The organism is Phycisphaerae bacterium (assembly GCA_035275405.1).
In the GTDB taxonomy this organism is placed as follows: domain Bacteria; phylum Planctomycetota; class Phycisphaerae; order UBA1845; family UTPLA1; genus DATEMU01.
In genome coordinates this window covers 581245-605597 of record DATEMU010000003.1, presented here as the reverse complement: position 1 = coordinate 605597, position 24353 = coordinate 581245, and the positions used below count along the sequence as shown (strand labels likewise).

Below are 24353 nucleotides of genomic sequence, written 5' to 3'. Positions count from 1 at the left end.
CCGCGAGGCCGCCGGCCATCAGTATAGCACGGTCTCTTCAACGCGCTCGCGGGGAAAGGCCCGCGATGGTCCGTTGGCGATCGCCGCGCCGTTGGATACTGCTTCGGTGTCGGGGCCGGTGTAGGGCTTTTCCTCGAACGCGACCTTGACCTTGCCCGCGGGCTGCGGCGTCTCATACGAGACGACAATCATGGCCTTCGTCGGCGTCGGACCCGTCGGAGCGACCGGTGACGAAGTTCGCGGCAACCACAGGGCCAGGGCGATGGCCGCAGCCGCCGCGAGGGGCGCACCGATGGCGACGATCCGTTTGGCCATGCGCGACCAGGAGCGGCGCGTCAGGCCTGTACCGGCACCATGCCCCGCTGCGGCATCAGCCCGGACGGCCGCGGAGATTCGCGACTGGAGTTGTGGCCAATCGACGTCAGGAATCGGCCCATGCGCACGACTCACGAGATTGTCGATGGGCTCAACCGCAACCAAAGCGGCTTCCTCGCCGACTTCGCGGCTGATCCGCGCCGAGAGATTCTGCCAATCGATATCGCTAGGCACGGCGCGCCACGCGTCGAGAAGGGCGTGAAGCCCCTGGTAGGCGCCGGCTTGGCGAGCCAAATCCGCATCAGAGGCGAGGGCACGCTCCAAGTCAGCTCGCTGTTCCGACGTCAATTCGCCGTCAGCCCGCTCGCTCAAGAGCTGCTCATATGTTTCGCGTTGATCGTTCATTCTTCCAGATATTCCGCCAACTGGTCCTTCAATGTTTTTCGGGCTTGAAAGACGTTCCACTTCACCATTTCGACGCTGCACTCCATGATTTCCGCGACTTCCTTTTGGGAAAGCCCCTCCATCGCGAAAAGCACCAGGGCCAATCTTTGCTGGGGCGGCAGGGCCTCCACGGCCGCTGTCACGGCCGCCTGGGTTTCCTGACCCGCCATACGCTCCGCACCCCCGCTATATTCACTCTTCGCCGCGATCCGCGAATCGTGCGGTCCGGCGTCTTCGTCGCTTGTCGCCAGGGCCAGCGTCGGTCTCCGGCCGCGCCGAAAGTTGAGCGACAGATTGCTGACAATCCGCATCAACCATGCGCCGAACCGTTCTGGCTCCTTCAACGTTTCCAGCGACCGAAACGCCCTGAGAAAGGCCTCCTGACAAACGTCCTGGGCATCCGCCACGTTGCCCAGAAGCCGGTACGACACGGCCACTGCCCGCCGCTGGTATTTTTCAATCAGCCGGTCGTAGGCCGTCAGGTCGCCTGAGAGCGTCCTCGCGACAGCCTCTGCGTCGGTACGTCGGGGGTCGGTGTCATCCATCCGGCGGGCCGCCGCGCTGTTCAACTGTTTAGACCGCTCCGCAGCGGCGGAGTTAGGGTCCGATATGACAAAAAGTAAGCCATAAATTCATCGCCGCGACGTAAGCCGCGCAGTGGCTGTATCTTACGGTTGAGGTCCCGCAAAAACAATCCTGAACAAATTGTATAGCAAATCTGCATCGAGGTTCGATAGCGTCCCCTTCGAATAGAAAATCAGCAAGTCCTCGTCCCGTTACCTTAACTCGGGTCTCCGGGGTGCCGACGACACGCCAGAACCCCAGGTACTGGACCCGGGGATCATCGATGGTTCTCTAGAAAGGGACAAGTCACATGGGTTTCAAGACCAACACGTTCAGCAAGTCGAATTTCCGAGCGGTGATTACGCGCAAGCAGGCGCAGTTCAAGCGGTTCGCGCGACGGTTCGCCGCCGCAAAAACCATGACCGAGAAGCGCTTCCTGAAGGCCGAGTGCGTTCGGATCTGCAAAGAGCTGAATCAGTTCTGCAAGCAGTGGAAGAAGTGCGGCTTCGGCTCGTGGAAGTGGATCACGCGAAATTGCAAGATCAGCAACATCGGCAGCATGACGACGATCCGCCGCGGCCGCAAGACGTATGGCCGCAAGACCAGCATTCGCGGCTACGCCAAGCGCCGCTTCGCCAAGCGCACTAATGCTCGCCGGACCATGATCCGCAAGAACCGACGGACCAGCACGAAGGCCCGCCGGACCGGTTGGAACACGCGCTACAATCGCACGAACAAGGCCCGCCGCAGCTACGTCGCCTGGTAAATCGGCGGTCGGACCTAGAGTCCTGAGGGTCCAGGCGGCGCTCCTGAGCGCTCACCAGGCGATGGACCTTGGACAAGAATAACCGGTGCCGCGTGTCGCCACGACGCGCGGCATTGGTTTTTTTATGCGCCCCTTCATCAATTCCTAGTTCGAATCTTACTCAATCTTGGTCCGGCGCTAACCGGCTCTTCATCGAGCGCTAACTTGAAAGCGTGACCATTTCCTGCATTCGCAAGGCGCGATCGCGTCTCACTACGGCTTGACGACACTTCTAACCCTTTGCGCGCGGCTCCGGTTAGCAGCCGTCGACCGGTATCTGCGATTCGCGTCCGAAGACCGCTGCGGACTTGCCCAGCCGCTCGAAGGAACGGGCATCGGACCTTAACTGAGGATTAACTGGCTATTAACGAGTCGCTTGTCGGACCCTAACACGTCCGGTTTACCGTGCGAATTCGTTAATAAGGCGCCGCGCGAGAGAGGAAGAATTCTGTGAGCGACTCCCCAGATTTCACGAACATTGCGTCGAGGAGGCGTCTGGCATTCACGTTGATTGAATTGCTGGTCGTCATCGCGATCATCGCCCTACTGATATCCATCCTGTTGCCGGCCCTGAACCACGCCCGCAAGGTCGGGCAGGCCGTGAAGTGCGCCGCCAATCTGAAGGACATCGGGTCCGCCATGGCGGGATATCAAACCGAATGGTCGGGAACCTATCCGCCTGCCTACATCTATCCGACGGATCCACAGGGCAATTACGACTTTTACGCACAGGATGCGTCGCATCCGTTCGGCTACCTCCACTGGTCGTGGTTTCTCTACAACCGCGGCACCGTCGATGACAAGAGCTTCATGTGCCCGGGGTATTACAAAGGCGGCGCGCCGCGCACCAACCCGGGCGCTCGGGGAGAATGGGAAGAGGGACAAGTCGATCAGGGCGGCGGCGGTCCGCCCGGCGACGTCGAAGACTCCCAGGCGAAACGACTGGCCTATGCGGGAAATGCCGCGATCTTCCCGCGAAACAAATTTACGGAAGCTCTATCGGGCGGTCAGCGCGTCAACATCTTCACCAGCGACAGCCACATCGGCGATGCCGGCAAGACGATTCTCGTCACCGAATACGCGGACAATTGGAAAGTGACGGCGACCGGCGAAGGCGGCGGCCTCCTCTCCAAGGCACATCGCTCCATCAACCCCTTTACCCATTTGAGCAGTGGCTCGGACGAATATTCCGCTGGTCCGGATACCCCCGGGTTTAGCTACGGCAACGGGCCGTACTACGGACTCTTGCCCAAGAAATCGATGCAGAACGCGACCGGTATGCTGGACACGCCGGGCATTATGGAAACCAACGCGGTGGGCCGGCACCACATCGGCGCGACGGACAGTTACATCGGCGGCACCGCGAACTTCCTCTACGCCGATGGTCACGTGGAAAAGAAATCGGTGCTGGAGACGGTGAAAAACTGGGAGTGGGGCACCCGGTATTTCTCCATCACCGGGCACAACAAGATCGGACCGCCGTATTGAGTGGCAATGAAGAGCGTGCGGGAGGGGAAAGAAGCAACTTTTCGCACGGATGGACGAACTGGCAATCGTTTTTGAACGGAGGCAGAAGATGAAGATCCAATCCAGCGTGGGACCGTTTTTCGTCGGCGGCCTGGCCGCGATTCTGGTGGTGGCGTTGGCGGCTCCGGCGTGGGCGCAGTCCGGCGCGTGTTGCCACCCCTTACCGGCCGGCAATTGCACGATCGAGACGTCCGCCGCATGCGCCCTGGCGGGCGGAACGTACCGCGGCGACGACACGACCTGTGATGCGTGTCTGGGGGCGTGTTGCGTCGGCGGTACCGATTGCACGCGGGAGACGGAATTCGATTGCAACGCGGCCATTGGCGTATTCACCGGCTATAGTACGGACTGCAAATCGCCATGCGTCTGCGATTCCGTGACCTTCAACTTCGAGGATCCGACGGGGCAAAGCCTCAACGGCACCTACAACGGCGGCCAAGTCAACATCTCCGGCGCGACATTGTTCGTTGACTTCTTCGAGCAGCCCGCCATTACGAACGATTACAACAACCCCGACCACGACTTCATCGCTCGTTCGATGCCGGCTTGTCCCTCTTTGCCGGTGCCCTTCCATGGCTTTGTCGACATCAACTGCAACGGCGTCGGCGATTTTGTCGATCAGCTTGCCCCCAGCTATCTCTGCGCCGTGCCGTTCGAAGGGCACTGGCTGGTGAATTACCGCTCTGTCGGATCGGTTGAGGGGTTTGTCGAGTTCGTAGACTATCAACTGCTCGGCACTATTCCGACGAACGTTCCTTCCGAGCGGGGCCTCCTCAACCGGCAACGCTACGCCAACCTGGGTGCTCAGGTCTCACCGCTTAATGCGTGCATCGCAGACAGCGACTGCGACGCCATGATCAACGACGAAAGCGGGACGCCGGTCCTCCAAAACAGCATTGACATTTCCAACACGGACGTCCCCAGTGCCTGGGCCGTAAAAGGACCCGCGGGCAGCGCCGTGTGGCATACCAAGCCGACCACTTCGGGTTATGGACAGAACTCCGAGGGTTCGCACCACGCCACGCTGAGCGGCTATCCCAATCTGCTGGCGTCGCTGGAGCGCGGCCCCTTATCCCTGAACCTCAACAACAATCCGCCGATCACACCGGTGCCGGACGCCAACACGATCTTTGACTCCGTGACCGCCTGGTCGCCGGTCTGCTGCATCGCCAGCCGCGGTGTCGGCCGGGAGAACATCAAGTACACCGAAATGCAGTACGTCTTTGTGGCCGGTCGGCTTCCGAACGGCGAAAACGTTACGGCATGCGTTCGCGACGTGGGATCGGGCACGCGGAATACCTGGGCCAACGGATTGGGCATTGACCCCAGTTGGTGCGTTGGCGATCACTTGGGACCGCGAGTCAACACCTCCCAGGAGGTCCGACTCGGCGTCGTGAACGACCAGGCCGGAATCGAAATGCTGCCCATCGGTTCCCGCACGCAGCCGACGAACTGCGGCGGTTCCGGCATCATGGAGGACGCGGTCACGGACCGACGACTGGCGATCGGTTTCACCGGCTACTTCGGCTCCAGTCGGGCCGCGGACGATACGGCGGCCGGACGTTACGAAATGCTCAGCGTCTGCAAGGATATCGACGGCGACGGCGATGGCGTCATCGACAGCGATTGCTCAGCCGACGCCTGCGACGGCGGACCGGCGAACCTGCCCTTCAATGGGGTTCCGGCCATCCCCGGTTGTCCGAACCCTGCGGATGAACTTACCCCGGCCCACGGCGGATACGTCCGGCCGTCAGTGTCCACGATTCTGGACAACGACGATCCTCGCTGCGGCTACCAGATCGGCGCTGCCCAGACCTTCGGCACGGTGGGTGACCCCGAATCGGGCCGCAACGGCAACACGAACCCCCCGATGGCCAACCTCGCCGCGCGGGACTACATCCGCAACATCTCGGATTCGCTTCTAGCCTTTGCCGGAAACCCGCCCAGCGATCTCAACTTCAACATGCCGGGAGAAGCCATCGCCCGCAATTTCATGCCGACGGCCTCCGCGGATGGTCTCCCTGTCGGCAGCAACCCCACGAACGTTCACGCCAGCGCGAATCCCGGTTTCGTGCAGGCAGCCCAGAATTATGTCCGCTGCAGCAACACGACGCGGACGTACACCTTCGGCAGCGTCAACGTTGCCGGCCTCGTTCCCCGGCGAAATGACCGGGCAACCGGAGGCGGCGGGACCTATAGCGACGGCAGCTCCAACGGCCGCTACTACGGTTGGAATGGAGCTGCCTTCGTCATCAACGTCATCGGCAATACCCATCGGCTGAATGTCCGCAACCGCATCGCCGGCGACTTCAACGACGACGGCCTGCGCAACATCAATGACATCGCCGACATGATGCTGGCCCTCCAGGATCCGCGGGCCTTTCAGACGGCCGAGGGCGTCTCGGCGGGAACGGGCGGCGGCTTGGCCGGTACGCCGACCTTCGACGACTTTGTCATTCCCGAGGTCATCGGCGACTTCGACGGCGACGGCAACTTTGACAGCCTTGACGCCCGCTACTTCGCGGACGGTCTGGCCCTCGATTCCGTCTCCGGAAATCTCGACCGTAAGCAGGGCTTCATCGACGTGGATGACGCATGGTTCGCCCTCACGGCCAACAACAACTATTTCGGCACGCTGGCGCACACCACGGGCGCAGCCTACAAGTCCGGCGATTCGCGCGGCGACGTGGCCGGCAGCGTCCAGGGTCCCTTCCGCGGGGCCTTCCCGAACGGACACGACCTCAGCGTTGATGCAGACGATATCGACTACGTCTATGCCAATCGCGGCGATTGGGGCACCTACCTCGATCACGCGGCACTGATCGACCTGAGTTGCGACATGGACAGCAATCTCGTCATCGATCAGCGCGACGTGGACCAGATCGTCCATACGATCCTGTGCACGGAGTACGGCGATGTGAATCTCGATGGCGACGTGAACGCCGTGGATAGCGACAGGCTCCAGGGCATTAACCCGGTCGCGCCTTTTCCGAGAGCGGGCGGCTGGGCTGATGGTGACCTGAACGGCGACGAGGTTGTGGATAACGCCGATTTGGCGATCTTGAACGCTCACCTGGGCTTCAATGGCCCCTTGTGTCTCAGCAAGCGCTGCGGCGACATCGACGGCGATAATGACTGCGACGACGTCGACACGGCCCTGTTCGTCGAGGTGCTCCTCGGCAACGTCGTGACCACTGCCACCGTTGAGCGGGCGGACCTCAACAGCGATACGCTGGCGAATGGCGAAGACATCCAGCGGTTCGTCTGCTGCCGCCTGAACGGCGGGGCGGATTCTTCCTGTCCGTAGATCAAGCCGTCGGTCGTCCTACGGTCAACAACCCAAGACTCCTTTCATAATCGCCCCGGTTGACGCAATGCCAGCCGGGGCGATTGCTTTGGCAATCCGGCCTATGGAATAAAACACTGACACCTCACCGTGCTACCCGCCGGCAGGGTCGCGGTATTCACCTGCGGCCCCATGGGGGTGTTGTTGACGAACACATTGCACCCCGCGTCCGGCCCGCACGGCCCCACACAGCGGAGGATAAAGTCGCCCTGCGTCGCCGCCGGTTGCACATCAATCGGACCGCACGGCTCGCCGGTCGTGACGCAGTCGCACTGCTCCACGAAGATCCCCTGCCCCGGCCCGTTGGTGATAATGGTCCGCGGGTGACAGGTCTCATTAGGCACGCCCGAAAGCTGGCAATCCGCCTGCTGCCGCTGGGCGCACATCTGCGACCCCAGCGCCGAACTCAGCGGGCAAACCGTGGGCGGCGGATCGACGCACTCGCAGCAATGCGTCTCGGTACCGTCGGGGTTGGGCGTGATGGTCCGTTGACAAATCTGCGGGGCCGGGCAGTTACCGAAACAGTTGGCCACGACCGGCGGCGGCGTCAACTCAGCATGGCACTTGCTCGTCGGCATGCACTCGCACACCTCGATGGCGAGCACTTGACCAGTGGCCGGATCGACGCGGACGCACTTGGGCTGGCAGATGTGGTTGGGGTTGGGGCAATGGCTCTGCCGGCAGCGGCCGGTCAGCGGATCGACCTCGCACTGATCAGGCGGCGGCTGACAGGCATTGGGGATGCCGTCGCCATCGGTGTCGGCGCAATGGTTGAAGGCCGGGTTCACCACGCCGTTGTAAATCACGACGCAGCAGAGCGGATCAACCACGATGCACGATTGGCCATTCGGCGTGTCGATGCAGCAGGCCTGGGGCTGCGGGCTGCACGTCTGGCCCGCGGGCATGACGGTCCCGCCGCGTTGTTCGCAGCACCGCGGATCGATCGTCTGGCAGGAGCCGTCCGGCAAACAGCAGGCCTGCGGCGGGCCGCACGGCCCTTCGAACGGTGCTTCGCCGGTGGGACAGGTCGTGGTTCCCGGCGGCAGGTCGATGCAGAACCCGTCGCTGGTGCAGCAGGACAGCGGCCGGTCGTCACAGCACCGGCCATCCTCGGCGACGATGCTGCCCCCGATATTGAGCCCGGTGGGCGGCCCGCCGGAGTTCAGCACGTGGACCTCGATGCAGTTCTCGCAGGCCCGGAAAAAGCCCGGATTGGTGACCACGATGTGCGTCGGCGGATTCTGGAAGGCCCAGCCGTTGGGCGTGGCGCCGATGGGGTTGCCGTTGAGGAAGAGCTGCGCGTAGTCATCGGCGAGCACATCGAGGGTGAGAACCGGGTTCTTGAACCGCGGGTCGAGGCAGAAGCAGTACTGGTACACGTAGAGTCCGTTGGGCCCGTTCTGGTTGGCGGAGATCCACTGGGTCCCCGGCACCGTGTCCCACAGCGGATGGATGTTGGTGATGACCGTGGCTGGCCGGGGGGTAAATCCGCCGGAGGCATCAACCACTACTACCCAGTCGTCATCGTCGAGCCCGTTGCCGATGAAGTTGCCGTTGTCATCGACGCCGGTGTTGAGCGACTTATCCAGGTCCTGCGGCGGGCAGCAGCAGGCCCCGTCGACGGCAGTGATGTTGGCCAGGTAGTTGACCCCAGTGGGCGCGCCGCCGATGTTCTGGACGTTGATGGTGACGCAGTTCTCCCCGCCGAAGATGAAGTGGTTCGGATTGTTCGTGCTCAGCGTGGTCGGATTGACGTCGCTGAACCCTCCGGTATTGCCCAGTAAATTGCCGTTGAGATAGACCTGCCCGGCATCATCGGCGCGGCTCTGAATCGTGAACACCGGGTTCTTGGCGCGCGGGTCGAGACAGAAGCAGAATTTGTATTGGTAATCCCCGTTCGGACCAAAATAGGTCGCGCTGACCCACTGCGTCCCGGGGATGGTGTTCCAGAACGGGTGCGGCGTGACCACGGTGGCCGGTCTCGGCACGGTCCCCCCGCTGGCATCGAGGGTGACGATGGTGTCGTCATCATCCTGGCCGACGGGAATAAGGTTGCCGTTGTCATCGACGCCCGAGCCGATGTCCAAATCGAGATCAGTTTGCGGGCAGCAGGGATCGTCGAAGCACTTGGACTTGGAGAGAATGGCCATGACAAACAGGTTGATATCGACGGCCGTGTACACGCCGTTCTCATCCATGTCGGCGCAGGTGCAGTTGTCGGTGGGCAAGGGGTTGCCAAGGAAGCAGCGGACGAATCCGGCGATATCCTGGGCATTGAGGATTCCGTTGCCATCCACGTCGCCGAGGCACTCGCAGGTCGGATCAATGCAGTCGCAGCAGATCGTGATCGTGCCGTCGCCGTTTTGAACTTCGTTGGTCACGCAGACCTGACCCGGCGGACATCCGCCTTCGCAGTGCGGCACCGTTCCCACCGCGCCGATCTCCACATGACACTCCTGGGGATTTCGGCAATCACACTCGAGCACTTCGTAGAACGGCGTGCCGGGCTGATAGCGGACGCACCGCGGCTTGCATTGGTCGATCGGAGGGACGGGGCCGGGGCACACGAAGTTGACGCAGTTCTGGCGGTCTGACGTGGGCACGCACTCCGGCGGATCGGGCCGGCACTCGCAGCAGTACAGCGTGCCATTCGGCGTGGTCGTGACCGTGCTGAAGCAGGTGAACCCCGGCGGACAATCGCCCACGCAGTAAGGCTCTGGATTCACCGCATCGGGCGGCGCGACGTGACAGCCCTGTACCCCGGGCTGCGGATCGGGCGTGCATTCGCAATCAGTGACCGTGATCAGCCCCTGGAAGTCCAAGAGGATGCAGCGGGGCTTACAGGTTTCGCTCGGGGTGGGACAGGTATGCGGCAGACAGCCCAGGACAGCGGGATTCGGATCCGGCTCGCAGGGCGGCGGATCGATGGCCTGGCAGTCGCAAGTGAACTCGGTGCCGATGGGATACTGGGTGAAGATGACCTGGGTCTGCCCGGTCGGCTGACCATTGGCAAACACGCGGCACTCGTTGCCGGGAGGAGGCACGGGACAAAAGCCCGGACAGCGGACAAAGTCGCCCACGACCGAGACGGGACCACAAACGCCCGAGTCATTGACGCACTGACATTCAACGGCGTGGACAAGTCCCGCCGCGTTGGGGGAATAGACGACGCGAGTTGGCCGGCACTGGAGTCCCGGGACCGTCGACTGGCACTGCGCGGCTTGAAGTGGCGCGCAGAGCTGGTTTCCAGGCGGGAGAGGGCAGACTTGTCCTTGACCGAACGCCGAGGCCGAGAATCCGCTGCACAAACACAAACAAATCGCGACCAGGACCGTTCGACGGACGTACTGCATCTTCGACATGATTGAGACTCCTTCCACCCGTCACCCTCACGTGACTGGCATGTATTGACTCGCCAATCTGCGACGGCGCAGCGGCGATACGCAGGGCGCGTATGGAGAAGGGAACCCGCCCTTACCTTGCATCCGTAGTTGAAAGGAAAATCTCCAAGTTGGAAGGCCAGAATCCGCGTTTCTGAGCCCAGAGACGGCGATTTCCAACGGTTTCGGGCGGTCTTGGAGTCGCGTAACCAATTAGGTATAATGGATTTATCGCATCGGGGAAGGAAGCGTGAGTTCACCCAATCTTTATGTAACGACGACCGCCTTGCTCGACGGTCTCCACGAGCAGGGTAATCGAGCAGCATGGGACGAGTTTGACCGCCGTTATCGACCCATCCTGGTGGCGTTCCTCCGCCGAACCGGGCTCAATGAGGCGGATGCCGCGGATGTCGCCCAGGAGACGCTGGCCTGCTTTGTACAGGACTATCGAAATCACAAGTACGATCGTGCCCAGGGCCGTCTGCGATCGTGGCTCATCGGCATCGCACGTTGCCGAGTGGCGGATCTGTGGCGATCGGCCGCCCGTCGGCGGGTGACTCGGGGAGAATCGGCGATCCTGGACCTGCCGGTCGAGGCGGACGCGGATTCGGCGTGGGAACAAGAGGAACGCCGGTTCATCTTTCAGCAGGCCATCCGGGAACTGCGCGAGACGACACGTTTCAACGAACGGACCATCGAAGCATTCGAACGCGTCGTACTTCGCCATGAGCCAGTCGAGGCGGTCTCGACTCAGATCGGATTGACGCCGCAGGAAATATACAACGCGAAGAACCGCGTAGTTGAGAAATTGCGCGACATCGTCAAGCGATACGAGGCGAGCTTTCTGGGCGGGTGAAAGATGTCGGTCTCGCCAATGCCATGTCCGTCATCCGACGAACTTGAAGGAATTGCCATCGGCGGGGACGTACCGTCCAGCGTCCGAAATCACGTCGACAACTGTGTGGCCTGTCGTGGTTCGCTGGAGCGCATCCGCGAAGACAATCAGTTTCTCAGTCACTTTGCTGTTGCGGGCAGATTGCTCCCCGCGAATGTCCCCGAGCCGGATTATCGCCTGGACATTCCCGGCTACACGATCGTTCGCGAGATCCATCGCGGCGGTCAGGGCGTGGTGTATCAGGCGGTTCAGCACTCCACGAAACGGGATGTCGCGATCAAGATCATGAAACAGGGGCCCTTCGCGACCCTGGCCGACCGGGTCCGCTTCGACCGCGAAATCGAAACGCTGGGGCGGCTGAACCATCCGCACATCGTGGCGGTTCACGATGCCGGGACCGCCGCCGGTTTTCACTATTTCGTAATGAACTACGTGGATGGCCGGGCTCTGGACGAAATTGCGGATTCAACAGGCGCCGACTCACCATCTCCGAGGCAGACGCTGGGTGAATTCATCGCGCTATTCTGCAAGATTTGCGACGCGGTGCATGATGCGCATCTTCGCGGAATCATCCACCGCGACCTGAAGCCCAGCAACATCCGCGTCGATCAGTCCGGGCAGCCGTTTGTTCTGGACTTCGGACTGGCGAAATCCGCCGAGGCGCAGGCGGATTCGATGATGACGCAGACGGGCCAATTCGTCGGTTCGCTTCCCTGGGCGTCGCCGGAGCAGGTCGAAGGAGCGTCCACGAAAGTTGATCTGCGGACCGACGTGTATTCGCTCGGAGCCATTCTTTACCAATTGCTCACGGGGCGGCTGCCGTTCGACGTGGGCACCAACCTGCGCCGGTCGATGGATGACATCCTCCATCGCGAGCCCCCCCACCCCGGCGCGATCGCCGCGGCGGCCGGTCGCGCGACGATCAACGACGAACTCGAGACGATCGTTCTCAAGTGCCTCTCCAAGGAGCGCGAACGGCGCTATCAAAGCGCCGGGGATCTGGCCCGCGACCTGCGGCGTTATCTGATCGGCGAGCCGATCGAAGCGAAGCGCGACAGCGCGATTTACGTCCTGCGGAAGACGCTGCGGCGCTATCGGCGACGCGTGGCCTTCGCGGCGGCGTTCATGATGCTCTTCGCGTTCTCCAGCGTCGTGATGACACTGCTCTACCGCCAATCGACGCAATTGGAGCGCGAGGCCGTCCGCTCCGCCGCGTCAATGGCCGAACTTCTCTCTCGCAATCAGATCGAGCAGGGGCGCATGGCCGGACTGCTGGGAAACATCGATCAGGCCGAGCGGTTGCTGTGGCGCGAGCTGCTCACCCATCGCGAAGGGTCGGATTCTTCATCGTTGCGGCTCAATGAACCGCCGGGACCACCGGAGGCTTACTGGGCGCTGTGGGAAGTCTATCGCCGCAATCCCTGTCGGCGCACGATTACCCCCGCCCCCGGTGCGATGCGCTCCGTCACACTCTCCGGCGATGGAAAAACCATCTGGACCGCGGACGTGGACGGCAATATTCAAAGGCTCGACGAGCGCGGCGAGCGACTCGACGGATATCACGTAGCCTTTCCCAGCCCTCTCGGGCTTCCAGTGGTGGATGCCCGCGGCGACTACATCTTTAAATACGATACCTCCTGTTACGCGGTATGGCGACGCAACGATTTGCAAAAGCCCCTGGTGGAGCTGCCGCGTTCCTCCGTTCTCGAGTCGGGCGGCTTTTTCGTTTCGCGAAGCGGACGCCGGTTTGCCGCGATTCACGACGGCGCGGCGTTCGTCTGGAATACCGATCCGATCGGCGAAGCGGGCCGTTTCGAGATCGACGGCGCCGCCATTCTCGGGATCGCCATCTCGAACGACGATCGGCGGCTCGCCGCGCGCGATCGCCTCGGCGGATTGTATGTCTGGGACATCGAATCGAGGCAGCGCCTGATCACAGCGCTCGGGGCAGCGGCGGCGCGCGAGAACCTGCGCGTCATCGGTGGCCTGTTGTTCGCGCCCGATGATCGCAGGTTGGCAGACGGCTGGGAGGAGACGGCCGGACGCATCTGGGACCTGGCCGCGGACCCGCCTGATTTCGTTGAACTCTCCGAGCGACCCGGCAGCCATCGAATCCTCAGTTTCAGCCCCGACGGCAGCCGGCTGGCGGTGGGAGACATGGGCGGCGAACTGCGTGTCTTTGACGCGCAATCGGGAAAGCGCCTGGTCGGGATCGTCGCCCATGCGGGGCGCATGCGGAGCGTCGCCTTCACCGGTGACGGACGGGGTATCTGGACCAGCGGTGACAATGATTTGCGCCTTTGGGAAGTCGAACCGGACGCGGGCGTTCGCGTGGCGCGGATCGCCGGCGAGTCGTTGCACGGCGTGGATATCAGCCCCGACGGCCGACACATCGCGGCCGGCGGCGGAATGGGAGCGCTCCAGTACATCGATCGGGACTCGTGGAATGTAGTCACCGCTCCATTCGGCAATGCCGCGATCATTTCGGCCGTTGCCTTTTCCCCTGATGGCGAGCGAATCGCCGCCGCCACGTATGGAAACGCTGTCTTCGTATGGTCGCGAAGCGATCCCGGGCGGCCCGCTATGCGACTGGAGCATCCGGGCCTGGTCAGTTACGTCAGTTTCAGCCCGGATGGGGCGCGGTTGGCCACTGCGTGTGATGACGGGGGGGTTCGCATCTGGCGCGCCGCGGACGGGGCCCCGGAGCGCGAGTTTCGAGATTCGAACGACCGCGTGCCGCAGTTGGCGTTTGATCCGCCAGGCCGACGACTCGCCGCCGCCGTCCGGAACGGGGCGCTTCTGGTCTGGAAGCTCGATACCGGGGAATGCGAAATCTGGCGACAGGCGACCCACAACCCGCTCCGGGCCGTGCGATTTTCGTCCGACGGTCGATGGCTGATCGCCGCCGGGGCGAATCGCACTTTGGAGATGTGGGACGCCGAGCGCGGCCGCGTCGAGGAGACGATCGCCGGACACCGACAGGAGATTTACTGTGTGGATATCAACCGCAGCGGCGAATGGATGGCCAGCGGCGACGCCGGCGGGAACATTCTCCTCTGGCACACCCCGACGCGCCGACTCCTGGCGACGTTGACGGGACATTCCGGCTCGGTCATGGCACTGCGCTTTTCACCTGATGGGCGCACGCTCATCTCCGCGTCTCTGGACGGGACGCTTCGGGATTGGGACTTGACCTATTATGGGCGCCACATCGCGGGAAATTTCGAGACGCAGTTTCAGCGATTAGGAATGATGTGCCAAGGAGGCGAGGAGCAATTAGTCGCATGGCGGCGCTGGGCCGAGGGGTACCGCCCCGCCCAGTAACTTGTGGCCGCTGGCCATCGGTTATGATGGCGCGCATGGCATCGCCTGAGCACGAAATGGTGCCGGAAGGTTACCGCCGCCACATCATCACGTCGGTGCGGCGCGACGAGACCAACCTGACGATCGAATATGGCGGCCGTGTCTTTGCGGGAATTACTCTGGCCGAACTTCCGGAGGGCATCGCGGATGCGATTCAACCCGGAACCGAGGTCTATTTTCGCACACACGACGGCGAGACGGGCGATCTCGGCCAGGTCGCGCACATCCTGATCCGCCACCCGCGCGAGGATGGGTGGGCGGAGATCTACGCGGACTATTGAGCAGTCACCGCAGCATTACAAGATATTTAGATCGGAGTACCCCGTTTGAAGGGGGAAAAAAGCAAGCGAGCGGCCGATGGCCGCTTGAAAAACGGCGTGGTTTAGAAATACTACAAGGACGGCACACTCGAACTGGTCAAGATAGAACAGCATAAGCCCAAGGTGAAAGCGTGAATCAGCCCATGTTGAATCCCGTTCGAGATCGACGGGTCGTGGATGCCTCGCTGCTTATCCTCCGCGTCGTTGTGGGAGTGATTTTTGCGGCGCATGGGGCGCAAAAGCTCTTCGGCGCCTTCGGCGGGCCGGGATTATCGAAGGTGGTCGAGATGATGGGCCCGATCGGCTATCTCGTGACGATCGGCGAGTTCTTCGGCGGGCTGGGCCTGATCATCGGTTTCCTCTGCCGCTTCTCGGCCGCGTCCTTGATCGTCATCATGATCGGGGCCATCGTGCAGGTCCATGGTCCCAAGGGGTTCTTCCTGAGCGCCGGCGGTTTTGAATACAACCTCGCCCTCATCGGCCTCCTCGCGCCTATCCTCCTCGCCGGCCCCGGCTGGTTCAGCCTCGGCCGGTGCCTGCCGCTGCCAAAGTCAGACAAGACCGGGCGACCAATGGCAGTCTTGGAGTAAACTACCTTCCGGCTGAGCCAAGGAGCAGAAACATGAGCCGGATACGCGTACTCGTCGGCACGAAAAAAGGCGCGTTCGTTCTAACGTCGGACGCCACCCGAAAAAAATGGGACATCAGCGAGCCGCATTTCGCGGGCTGGGAGATTTATCACGCCAAGGGCTCGCCCGCCGATCCCAACCGCATTTACGTCTCGCAGACCAGCGGCTGGTTCGGCCAGATCATTCAACGTTCCAATGATGGTGGAAAAACCTGGGTGCAACCCGGGACGCCGCCCGGCGAGCCGACCACCACACCCGACGGGATGCCCAAGGGCGAAAGCAACAAGTTCGTGTACGACACCGCGCCGCCAAACGGTAAGCCACTCACCACGCACCAGTTTTACGACGGCACGCAGCACCCCTGGGAATTCAAGCGCGTGTGGCACCTCGAACCCTCGCTGAACGATCCCGACACCGTCTACGCCGGCGTCGAGGACGCGGCCATTTTCCGCACAACCGACGGCGGCAAAACCTGGCACGAACTCGCCGGCCTGCGCGGTCACGAATCCGGGCCGAAGTGGCAGCCGGGCGCGGGCGGCATGGGCCTGCACACGATTGTCCTTGACCCGAAGAACCCCGACCGAATCCACACCGCCATTTCCGCCGCGGGCGTGTTCCGCTCCGACGACGGCGGCAAGACCTGGTCGCCGAAGAACCGCGGGCTGACGTCGAAATATCTCCCCGAACAGGACCCGCCCCCGGAAGTCGGCTTCTGCGTCCACCGCATCGCGATGCACCCGTCAAAGCCAAATACGCTCTTCATGCAGCTCCACTGGCACGTCTGCCGGAGCGACGATGCCGGGGACCACTGGCAAAAGGTGAGCGGCAATCTGCCGAGCGACTTCGGCTTCCCCATCGTCGTCAATGCCAACGAACCCAACACCATCTACGTGGTCCCGATCCTGAGCGATTCCCTGCATTACCCTCCCGACGGCAAGCTCCGCGTCTACCGCAGCCGCGCGGGCGGCAACGAGTGGGAGGCGCTGACCAAGGGTCTGCCCCAAAGCGATTGCTACGTCAACGTCCTGCGCGGGGCAATGAGCGTCGACACGCTCGACCCCTGCGGCATCTACTTCGGCACGACGGGCGGTCAGGTCTATGCGTCGGCGGATAACGGCGACAGTTGGACGGCGATCGCCCGCGACTTGCCGGCGGTCTATTCCGTCGAGGCGCAGTCGCTGCCCTGATGGCGTGCTGCGCCAGACAGGTTTCGTCCTCGATCATCGCCCGGCCCGTGACACGGCGTCGCATTCCCCGTTACAATCGCCTCTTTCACGCTTGGCCCGCAAGGAGTTGAAAGATGCGCCAGTCCACCATCGTACTTTCGGGGATCGTCATGTTGCTCACCAATACGCTTGCCCACGCCGACGAAGGCATGTGGCCGCTCAATCACCTGCCGACACAAACGCTTCAGAAAAAGTACGGCTTCACGCCCGACGAGGCCTGGCTCAAGCACGTCCAGCGGGCCAGCGTCCGCGTCGGCGAGGGCGGGTCGGCCTCCTTCGTCTCGCCCGACGGCCTGCTCATGACCAACCACCACGTCGCCTCCGACGTGATCGCCGATCTTTCCGACGAGAAGCACGACTACATCAAGGACGGCTTCTACGCCCCGACCCGCGACAAGGAACTCAAGTGCCCGCACCTCGAACTCGACGTACTCATGGAGATCGAGCCGGTCACCGACCGAGTAAATGCCGGGACGGAGAAGATGTCCCCCGCCGACGCGCTGGCCGCGCGCAAGAAGGCCAAGGCCGAAATCGAAAAGGAGGCCAAGGAGCGGACGGGCCTGCAACCTCAAGTTGTCGAACTGTACAACGGCGCCCGGTACGACCTCTACCTCTACAAACGCTACACCGACGTGCGGCTGGTCTTCGCGCCGGAGTCGGAGATCGCCTTTTTTGGCGGCGACCCGGAGAATTTTGAGTACCCGCGCTTCAACCTCGATGTCTCTTTCCTCCGTGCGTACGAGGACGGCAAGCCCGCCAAAACGCCGGACTATCTCAAGTGGAGCGCGACCGGCCCCAAGGACGGCGAACTGACGTTCATCTCCGGCCACCCCGGTCGGACCCAGCGGCTCTACACCGTCGATCACCTCCGCTTCCTGCGCGACGTGCACATCCCGCTCATCCTCAACGCGTACAACCAGCGCGAGGTCGCGCTGATGCTCTTTTCCCAACGCAGCGCCGAGCAAAAGCGGATCGCCAAGGATGATCTGTTCGGCATCCAAAACGGCCGCAAGGCCTACGGCGGCATCTTGGCCGGTCTGCTCGATGCGAAGCTGATGGACCTCAAGGAGCGGGCGGAGAAGGAGTTGCGAGCGTTTATCGACGAGGACGCGGCGCGGGCGAAGGAGTACGGCGAGGCGTTTGACAAGCTCTCAGCAGCGCTCAACAACGTGCGCTCGTTCTACGCGGAATATTTCCTCATCGAGAACCGCCGGGCGGGCTTGTGCCGGCTCTTTTCCATCGCCTCGAAACTGGTCCGCGCCGCCGAGGAAAAGGCCAAGCCTGACGGCGAGCGGTTGGAGGAGTATCGAGACGCCAACCTCCCGTCGCTGGAGGGCGATCTTTTTTCCGCCGCGCCGATCTACCCCGAACTCGACCAGTACAAGCTGGAGGACAGCCTCATCCGCCTGGGCCGCGCGCTGGGCGGCGATCATCCATACGTTCAGGCGGCCTTCGGCGGCAAGAGCGCGGCGGCTCTCGCGGCGGAACTCGTCGGCGGAACGAAACTGCTCGACGTGGCTGTTCGCAAAAAGCTCTACGAAGGCGGCTCGGCGGCGATCGCCGAGAGCAAGGATGCCATGATCCGCTACGCCGCGGAACTCGACCCGCCCGCCCGCAAGATCCGCAAACGCTACGAGGACGAATTCGAGAGCATCGAGAAGGACGCCTACGCCGAACTTGCCAAAGCGCGCTTCGAGAAGTACGGCCAGACCGTCTATCCCGATGCAACCTTCACCCTCCGCCTCGCCATCGGAACGGTCAAGGGATACGAAGAGGCGGGCCGCAAGATTCCGCCGATGACGTCCTACGCCGGTCTCTACGACCTGGCCGCCAAGCACGAGAACACCGACCCTTATCACCTGCCCAAGCGTTGGGAGGAGCGCAAGGACAAGCTCGACCTGTCCGTACCGTTCAACTTCGTCACGACGAACGACATCATCGGCGGCAACTCCGGCAGCCCGATCTTCAACCGCAAGGCGGAAGTGGTCGGCATCGTCTTCGACGGCAACATCCACGGCCTGATCTGGGACTTCCAGTTCAGCGACGAACTCGGCCGCGCCGTGGGCGTCCACAGCCAGGCGATCATCGAGGCGTTGCGAAAGGTGTACGACGCCGGTGCCTTGGCGGATGAGATTCTCGGGAAGTGAACTGAGTCCGCGATACCGCCTACCGATTCACATACTGCTTTGCAAAGAACTTCGCCGTCAGAGGCTCCCCCGTCGCCCGCTTCGTCAGGTCGTTCCACGAATACAGGTTCCCCGGGCCGAAGATGTGTTTGCGCAGGTAGTCCCCCGCCTCCTTCTTGCCGTAGAAACTCGTCGTCGTCGGATCGCTCACGCCGAGCACCTCCGCCGCGATCTCGTTGTGCACCTGGCACGCGAAAAGATCGCCCATCATGTAGCTATGGTAATAAACCGGTGCCGTCACGATGTGAATCTTTGCGGCGTAGTCCGGCCGGCTCGTCGTCTCCGGCGGGTTGAGCAGTTGGTACTTTTTCTTGAGGTCCCACCAGAGCTTGCCCAGGTCCTGTTGCGGGTTGTCGTACATCCCGCGCTCGAAGCGCACCATCACCTGCGTCCAGCGGCTGAAGATCAGCTTCTCCGCGCGGAGTTCCCGCCGCGCCGCCGCGACCACTTCCACCGCCTTCTCCGGCGGCAGCTTGCGGCACTTCTCCAGCCAGTCCTCGTTCTTGCACATCGCCCCGATCATCATCGCGAACCCCTCAGTCGTGATGCTGTGTGACGCCTCGTGCAGAACAAACGGCACGTCCTTGTCGATGTACTTGTCATAGACCGCGTGGCCCAGTTCGTGCAGCAGCGTGTCCATCCAGTAGGCATTCTTCTTGAGGTTGCACAGCGTCCTCACATCCCCCTCGCGGTCCAGGTCCGTGCTGAAGGCGTGCGGGCTCTTGCCGGGCTTCTCGTACAGGTCGCTGCGGGCGATGATGTCGTCCACCTCCAGCCCCATGCTCTCGTAATAATCCCGCGTCAGGGCCAGTAGGTCCTGGTCCTTAAACACTTCATCCAAATCGAGCGCCTGCATGGCCGGGGCTTCCTGGAAAAACAGGTCGCCAAAATGCCACGGTCGCAAATCCTTCACGTCGATGCCGAACTTTGCGGCACGAACCTTGTCAATCTCGCCCTTGAGCTGCGCGAACGGTCCCGCCGTCAACGAATCGAGCTCATCAAACACCCGAATAAGCTGGTCATCGCCGATCTCGTCCAACTCCAGCTTCATCACGTAAAAATTCTTGAACCCCAGCGACGTCGCCAGTTGATTCCGCAGCCGGACAACCTCCTTCAACTTGCCCTCGATCTTCTGACCGACGGCCATGTAGCCCTCCCAGGCCTCTCGGGCCTGCGCGGAATCCTTGGTATCCGAGACAATCTGGCGGACATCGTTCTCGCTCAGTTCTTTGCCGCCGACCCTACTGCGATGCGTGTTGAAGATCTGTTCGACGTCATTTTCGATCTCCACGATTTTTTTCTGAAGCGCGGGATCCGCCTGGCCGGGCAGGAACGTGAGGTACATCACCTCCAGGAGCCGCTTCTGCACCGGATCAGTCACCTGCCCGCCGTCGCGCAGGCTCTTGAGCTTCGCAAACGTCGCCTTGTCGCTGTGCAAATCGACCAGCGCCGCCTCGGCCTTCTTCTTCTCCGCATACGCCTCATCCGACCCGGTCGTGTTCGCCACCCACCACGCCTTCGCGGAGCGCACGAACAGTGGCTTGAACTTCTCCAGATAAGCATCGTGCAGGGAGCGGAATTCGCGCTCCGCCGCGCTACCGGCCGGGGAACTGGGCCCATCGGCCATCGATAGTGACGAAGAAATACTCATAATCGCCGCCGCCCAGAGGGTCGTCCGCAAGAGGAACATCGCCATCTCCTAAAACAAGGAAGGGTTGTCACAAGCCACAGCATAACGCGCCGCGGCTATCAACGTCATCTCGGAGTCTCCATAGACTTGCCCCCTCACAAAGGGCTACAATGGCGTCGTCTTACCCCGCTTCGGGGTTGTCGGCGTCCGCCGCCGAATCGGAGGAATCATCATGGGAAGTCTAGAGGGAAAAGTCAGTCTGGTGACCGGGGCATCGCGGGGGATCGGCCGGGCAATCGCCATCGCCCTGGCAGAGGCGGGTTCGGACGTCGCCTTGACCTATGTCGCCCAACGAAAACCGGCCGAGGAAGTCGCGTCGCAGATTCACAAGCTGGGCCGTAAGGCGATCGTCTACAAGACCGACGTCTCTCTGCCGGAGGATGACGACGCCCTCGTCGCCCAACTCAAAAAGGACTTCAAGGCGATCAACATCGTCGTCAACAACGCCGGCATCACCCGTGACAAATCCTTCGTCAAGATGGACCGCCCCATGTGGCACGAAGTCCTGAACGTCAACCTGACCGGCCCGGCCATGATCATCCACCGCCTCGTCAAGCCCATGATCGATGCCGGCTGGGGACGAATCATCAACATCACCAGCATCGTCGGTCAGATGGGCAACTTCGGTCAGGCCAACTACGCCGCCGCCAAGGGCGGTCTCATCGCCCTCACAAAAACCCTCGCCCGCGAATTCGCCAAGAAGGGCGTCACGGTCAACGCCGTCGCCCCCGGCTTCATCGAGACGGACATGACCGCCGAAGTCCCCGCCGCCTCGCTGGACGTGGTCAAGGCGATGACGCCCATGGGCCGCCTGGGCAAGCCGGAAGAAGTCGCCGCCGCCGTCGTGTTTCTCGCGTCGCCTGAGGCCTCGTTCATTACGGGGGAAATCCTCGGGGTCAACGGCGGGATGTACATGTAGGAAATGACGAATAGCGAATGGCGAATAGCGAAAGTTCGCTGGTGCGATCCCGGCGCGCCGGGATTCTCGCACCATCCCCCTTGGTAATCCCTTCCCACAGTCATGGCATTCTGCGACAGCCCGAAGGACTGACCGTTAGTAGGCAGCGACAACTCCACTGTACCCAATGCCGCCCGCCCACCCCCATCGATCCCGTAGGGTTCAAATTCACCCTACGCCACCGGCGTTGCGTCGATAGGAATCGCTTGTGCAGGTCGAGTCTTTGAGACCCGCCGCCCCGCAACTCTAGGCCCGTTCGGGTTCAACCAACGCGTTGATCTCTACCGGCTGCCCGCACTCCGGGCAACGTCCGGACGTGTTGCCGGTCAGGTTGTAGCCGCAGCGGGGACAGAGCGGCAGTTCCATGTAACAGGCTTTCCACAACAAGAATCGGCGGATTAGCTTAGCGATGAAGTATGAAGTGCCCAGCCATAACAAAAGGAGAAAGGCCAGGTAAAGCGGCAAGGAAAAGTCGATGACAGGCCTTAATGTTTGCGCAACCCATGGCGGAGATCCTGCGTCAGCGGCATCTAACAGAACAAATGCAACGATCAAGGAAACAACAGCAACGGCGATCGAAGCGACTCGTTCGCTTCGCGGGCCAAAGCGTTTTTGAACGCTTCTTATACTTCCGGCCCGCTTCAGCCAACGTCGCCGTCGGATTTCAGGTCGCCACAGCATCACGACGGGAATCCCAACGAGAAGAAGCGGAATCCAGAGTGGCATCACGATAACTCCAACGGAACCGAAGGAACCAGAACCGCGAGCATAGGACGGAACATAAGATGAAGGCCACTTAGGTAGCCAAGAATGATACTCGCCAAAGACAAAGCTCTTGATTGATTCCGTTCGATTCGACGTCGTAAAACCTGCATTCCATACGATTGCGCCCGCTTGAAGCTGGTGAAATCTATAGACTTGAGAGGATGGATGATCAGCGCCTTCGGTTGGCCATGATAGGCCGGTTAATACGCGATACGTGATGCTTGTGACGTGGCTGAGGATCCACAAAACTGAAATCAACAAGAGTGTCACCGTTGCGGCCCATCGAATGCAAGCTCGTATTTGCCCAGTTCGACGCACGACAATATTACCTCAGCGGATCATCATGCGAATGTATCCGCCACCGATTCGCTGCCAGTCCCTTGTAAGATAGTGCCACACTCGGACAGCGGCCCGACGTGTTGCCGGTCAGGTTGTAGCCGCACAACGCGCAGTGAACACCTGAATACGGAAGTCGTCGCCAAAACATCCACGATGAAACTAAAAGCAGCAAAGCGCTCGGCAGGCTGATGGGAATAGCGTGTGAACCACGGACTATCAGGGACAGTCACCTAATTCTCCTCACTTTCGTTTGCCGTGCCGCTCGACCGTTCATTACCAGCAGCCGGCATCGTTGCCGGTTGAGACGTAGGCTGGCTGGTCGCCGCGCGCAGATCGAAGTTCCATCGGGTATCTGTATCGAAGGGCTCTCCCAAACGATGCATCCCGGAAACATACGAGGAAATAAGCGCGTTCACTCTTGACAGCGTAATTAACTTGTCGCTCGGGTTTACAATCTTGATGCGGATGTAACCGACCGCGGGAATGACGCGCTCGAACAAATCAGGCTGACGCTTCGCGATCCAGCGGAAGAGGCCGTCCGTCCCCCGGGCCTTGCCTTCTTCGGGTTCACCCAGCTTTTCGAGTTGCGCCTTGAAATACTCTGCGTCTTTGCGCTTCACTGTGATATCAGAGCAAAACAGTGGAGGCGGCGGATCTCCGGTATAACGCTTGCTTGCGTCAGGAGGCTGCCAGTCCGACCAGTGCACGCGATCGCAACCGTAACTGACATACGCGCTCAGGCTGCCCGCATCGTCTGGATTGATGACTTCCACGAAGATCGTGACGCTTGCGGAACAGGCGGCGCGATAGGCCAACCCGATGGGAATCTCATCCATGATCACCCATCCTTCCTCGTGGGGTTGCAGCGCGAGGCCGGCCTCACACTCTATTGCACCGGATGAGTCAGAGACGCAGCCCTTCTCGCATCCATCACAGCCAGAATCACGCCCGAAAGAAACGCACGCCCCCTCAAAACGAACAATATCCGCCGTCACCATGGGAGTGCTGAGGAGAAGCCCAATAATCGACACGCGTCGACCAAGGGACCTACGTTTGTCGTATTTCCGATTCACAAGAGTCTCCTGTGCGTCCTCGCCGACCGCGAGGTTCCTGCCGAATTCATCAACCAAAGCAGTAACTCGCCTAACCCGGGGCGCTCATCGCCGCTCACTCCCGCCAACTGATCGATCTCGCACGCCGACCCACGCCAAAACGCCCGCAGCGCCTTGTCCACTGCCTCGGGCGACACACCCTCGCCTCGCCCACGCAAACGCTCGCACACCATGACCAGTCCTCTTCCTCAAGCCTCAGGCCTCTTAACTAGTCCTACGAGCCCCCACCCGCGCAACGGCCGCCCCGAAAATTTTTTTCCGATCCCTAACCCCTTGCGCCGCCAGCATTAACAACCCCAGCCCCCTAGTTTCGTAAAAGAAATCCATCAGATTAGAGGGCACATTGAGCAAGGTAACTGGTTGAGGACCAAAAAGAACCGGCGAAGCCGCCGCGCTTCTGCTGCACTGACCACCGGCCACTGCGGCTCCGGAGTCTCCGCGCCATGTGCAACCAAAACCACTTTCGTCTCTGTGGCTCGGCGCCTCTGT

At 61.7% G+C, this 24353-nt stretch carries 16 protein-coding genes; 10 read left to right on the top strand and 6 right to left on the bottom strand.

The window, feature by feature from the left end; all coding sequences use genetic code 11:
- Positions 1 to 18: 18 nt before the first annotated feature.
- Positions 19 to 720: a zf-HC2 domain-containing protein gene (locus VJZ71_04470; GenBank protein HKQ47310.1), complete on the bottom strand. Its 702-nt coding sequence runs from the start codon at positions 718 to 720 to the stop codon at positions 19 to 21.
- Positions 717 to 1328, bottom strand: a complete 612-nt coding sequence (locus tag VJZ71_04465; protein ID HKQ47309.1) for a sigma-70 family RNA polymerase sigma factor — start codon at positions 1326 to 1328, stop codon at positions 717 to 719. Before VJZ71_04465 ends, VJZ71_04470 begins: the two co-directional genes overlap by 4 nt.
- A 305-nt stretch (positions 1329 to 1633) precedes the next feature.
- On the opposite strand from VJZ71_04465, the gene VJZ71_04460 reads away from it, so the two are divergent.
- The 3 genes from VJZ71_04460 (at position 1634) to VJZ71_04450 (ending at position 6962) form a co-directional block, all read left to right on the top strand.
- A complete protein-coding gene (locus tag VJZ71_04460; GenBank protein HKQ47308.1) occupies positions 1634 to 2089 on the top strand; it encodes a hypothetical protein in 456 nt (151 codons plus the stop codon).
- 489 nt (positions 2090 to 2578) lie between these two features.
- Complete coding sequence (locus VJZ71_04455; GenBank protein HKQ47307.1) at positions 2579 to 3616, top strand: prepilin-type N-terminal cleavage/methylation domain-containing protein; 1038 nt, start codon at positions 2579 to 2581, stop codon at positions 3614 to 3616.
- 88 nt (positions 3617 to 3704) lie between these two features.
- Positions 3705 to 6962: a dockerin type I repeat-containing protein gene (locus VJZ71_04450; protein ID HKQ47306.1), complete on the top strand. Its 3258-nt coding sequence runs from the start codon at positions 3705 to 3707 to the stop codon at positions 6960 to 6962.
- 101 nt (positions 6963 to 7063) lie between these two features.
- Here VJZ71_04450 and VJZ71_04445 read toward each other — a convergent pair whose 3' ends face one another.
- Positions 7064 to 10363, bottom strand: a complete 3300-nt coding sequence (locus VJZ71_04445) for a dockerin type I repeat-containing protein (protein ID HKQ47305.1) — start codon at positions 10361 to 10363, stop codon at positions 7064 to 7066.
- Positions 10364 to 10631: 268 nt separating this feature from the next.
- On the opposite strand from VJZ71_04445, the gene VJZ71_04440 reads away from it, so the two are divergent.
- From VJZ71_04440 to VJZ71_04415, 6 genes are all read left to right on the top strand, one after another.
- Complete coding sequence (locus VJZ71_04440; protein ID HKQ47304.1) at positions 10632 to 11237, top strand: RNA polymerase sigma factor; 606 nt, start codon at positions 10632 to 10634, stop codon at positions 11235 to 11237.
- Between the two features lie 18 nt (positions 11238 to 11255).
- Complete coding sequence (locus VJZ71_04435) at positions 11256 to 14600, top strand: protein kinase (protein ID HKQ47303.1); 3345 nt, start codon at positions 11256 to 11258, stop codon at positions 14598 to 14600.
- A gap of 35 nt (positions 14601 to 14635) precedes the next feature.
- On the top strand, positions 14636 to 14920 hold the full coding sequence (locus VJZ71_04430) for a hypothetical protein (GenBank protein ID HKQ47302.1): 285 nt from the start codon (positions 14636 to 14638) through the stop codon (positions 14918 to 14920).
- 182 nt (positions 14921 to 15102) lie between these two features.
- The gene (locus tag VJZ71_04425; GenBank protein ID HKQ47301.1) at positions 15103 to 15549 is read left to right on the top strand and encodes a DoxX family protein; all 447 of its coding nucleotides are present in this window, start codon (positions 15103 to 15105) and stop codon (positions 15547 to 15549) included.
- 32 nt (positions 15550 to 15581) lie between these two features.
- Entirely contained in the window at positions 15582 to 16775 is a 1194-nt protein-coding gene (locus tag VJZ71_04420; GenBank protein ID HKQ47300.1) for an exo-alpha-sialidase, read from the top strand.
- A 113-nt stretch (positions 16776 to 16888) separates the two neighbouring features.
- Complete coding sequence (locus VJZ71_04415; GenBank protein HKQ47299.1) at positions 16889 to 18961, top strand: S46 family peptidase; 2073 nt, start codon at positions 16889 to 16891, stop codon at positions 18959 to 18961.
- A gap of 19 nt (positions 18962 to 18980) precedes the next feature.
- On the opposite strand, the gene VJZ71_04410 is transcribed toward VJZ71_04415, so the two are convergent.
- Complete coding sequence (locus VJZ71_04410) at positions 18981 to 20690, bottom strand: M2 family metallopeptidase (protein ID HKQ47298.1); 1710 nt, start codon at positions 20688 to 20690, stop codon at positions 18981 to 18983.
- A gap of 172 nt (positions 20691 to 20862) precedes the next feature.
- Here VJZ71_04410 and fabG point away from each other — a divergent pair, with 172 nt between their 5' ends.
- A complete protein-coding gene (gene fabG, locus VJZ71_04405) occupies positions 20863 to 21609 on the top strand; it encodes a 3-oxoacyl-[acyl-carrier-protein] reductase (protein ID HKQ47297.1) in 747 nt (248 codons plus the stop codon).
- A 285-nt stretch (positions 21610 to 21894) separates the two neighbouring features.
- Here the strand turns inward: fabG and VJZ71_04400 are convergent, their stop codons facing one another.
- Entirely contained in the window at positions 21895 to 22374 is a 480-nt protein-coding gene (locus tag VJZ71_04400) for a hypothetical protein (GenBank protein HKQ47296.1), read from the bottom strand.
- Positions 22375 to 22982: 608 nt separating this feature from the next.
- Entirely contained in the window at positions 22983 to 23588 is a 606-nt protein-coding gene (locus tag VJZ71_04395; GenBank protein ID HKQ47295.1) for a hypothetical protein, read from the bottom strand.
- Positions 23589 to 24353: the final 765 nt, after the last annotated feature.

What these genes read in the sequence shown, in the direction of transcription:
- VJZ71_04400 (HKQ47296.1), bottom strand. Translation starts at nt 22,374, where the DNA reads ATGCCACTCTGGATTCCGCTTCTTCTCGTTGGGATTCCCGTCGTGATG.
- VJZ71_04460 (HKQ47308.1), top strand. Translation starts at nt 1,634, where the DNA reads ATGGGTTTCAAGACCAACACGTTCAGCAAGTCGAATTTCCGAGCGGTG.
- VJZ71_04470 (HKQ47310.1), bottom strand. Translation starts at nt 720, where the DNA reads ATGAACGATCAACGCGAAACATATGAGCAGCTCTTGAGCGAGCGGGCT.
- VJZ71_04445 (HKQ47305.1), bottom strand. Translation starts at nt 10,363, where the DNA reads ATGTCGAAGATGCAGTACGTCCGTCGAACGGTCCTGGTCGCGATTTGT.
- VJZ71_04410 (HKQ47298.1), bottom strand. Translation starts at nt 20,690, where the DNA reads ATGTTCCTCTTGCGGACGACCCTCTGGGCGGCGGCGATTATGAGTATT.
- VJZ71_04430 (HKQ47302.1), top strand. Translation starts at nt 14,636, where the DNA reads ATGGCATCGCCTGAGCACGAAATGGTGCCGGAAGGTTACCGCCGCCAC.
- VJZ71_04420 (HKQ47300.1), top strand. Translation starts at nt 15,582, where the DNA reads ATGAGCCGGATACGCGTACTCGTCGGCACGAAAAAAGGCGCGTTCGTT.
- fabG (HKQ47297.1), top strand. Translation starts at nt 20,863, where the DNA reads ATGGGAAGTCTAGAGGGAAAAGTCAGTCTGGTGACCGGGGCATCGCGG.
- VJZ71_04415 (HKQ47299.1), top strand. Translation starts at nt 16,889, where the DNA reads ATGCGCCAGTCCACCATCGTACTTTCGGGGATCGTCATGTTGCTCACC.
- VJZ71_04395 (HKQ47295.1), bottom strand. Translation starts at nt 23,588, where the DNA reads ATGGATGAGATTCCCATCGGGTTGGCCTATCGCGCCGCCTGTTCCGCA.
- VJZ71_04435 (HKQ47303.1), top strand. Translation starts at nt 11,256, where the DNA reads ATGCCATGTCCGTCATCCGACGAACTTGAAGGAATTGCCATCGGCGGG.
- VJZ71_04450 (HKQ47306.1), top strand. Translation starts at nt 3,705, where the DNA reads ATGAAGATCCAATCCAGCGTGGGACCGTTTTTCGTCGGCGGCCTGGCC.
- VJZ71_04425 (HKQ47301.1), top strand. Translation starts at nt 15,103, where the DNA reads ATGTTGAATCCCGTTCGAGATCGACGGGTCGTGGATGCCTCGCTGCTT.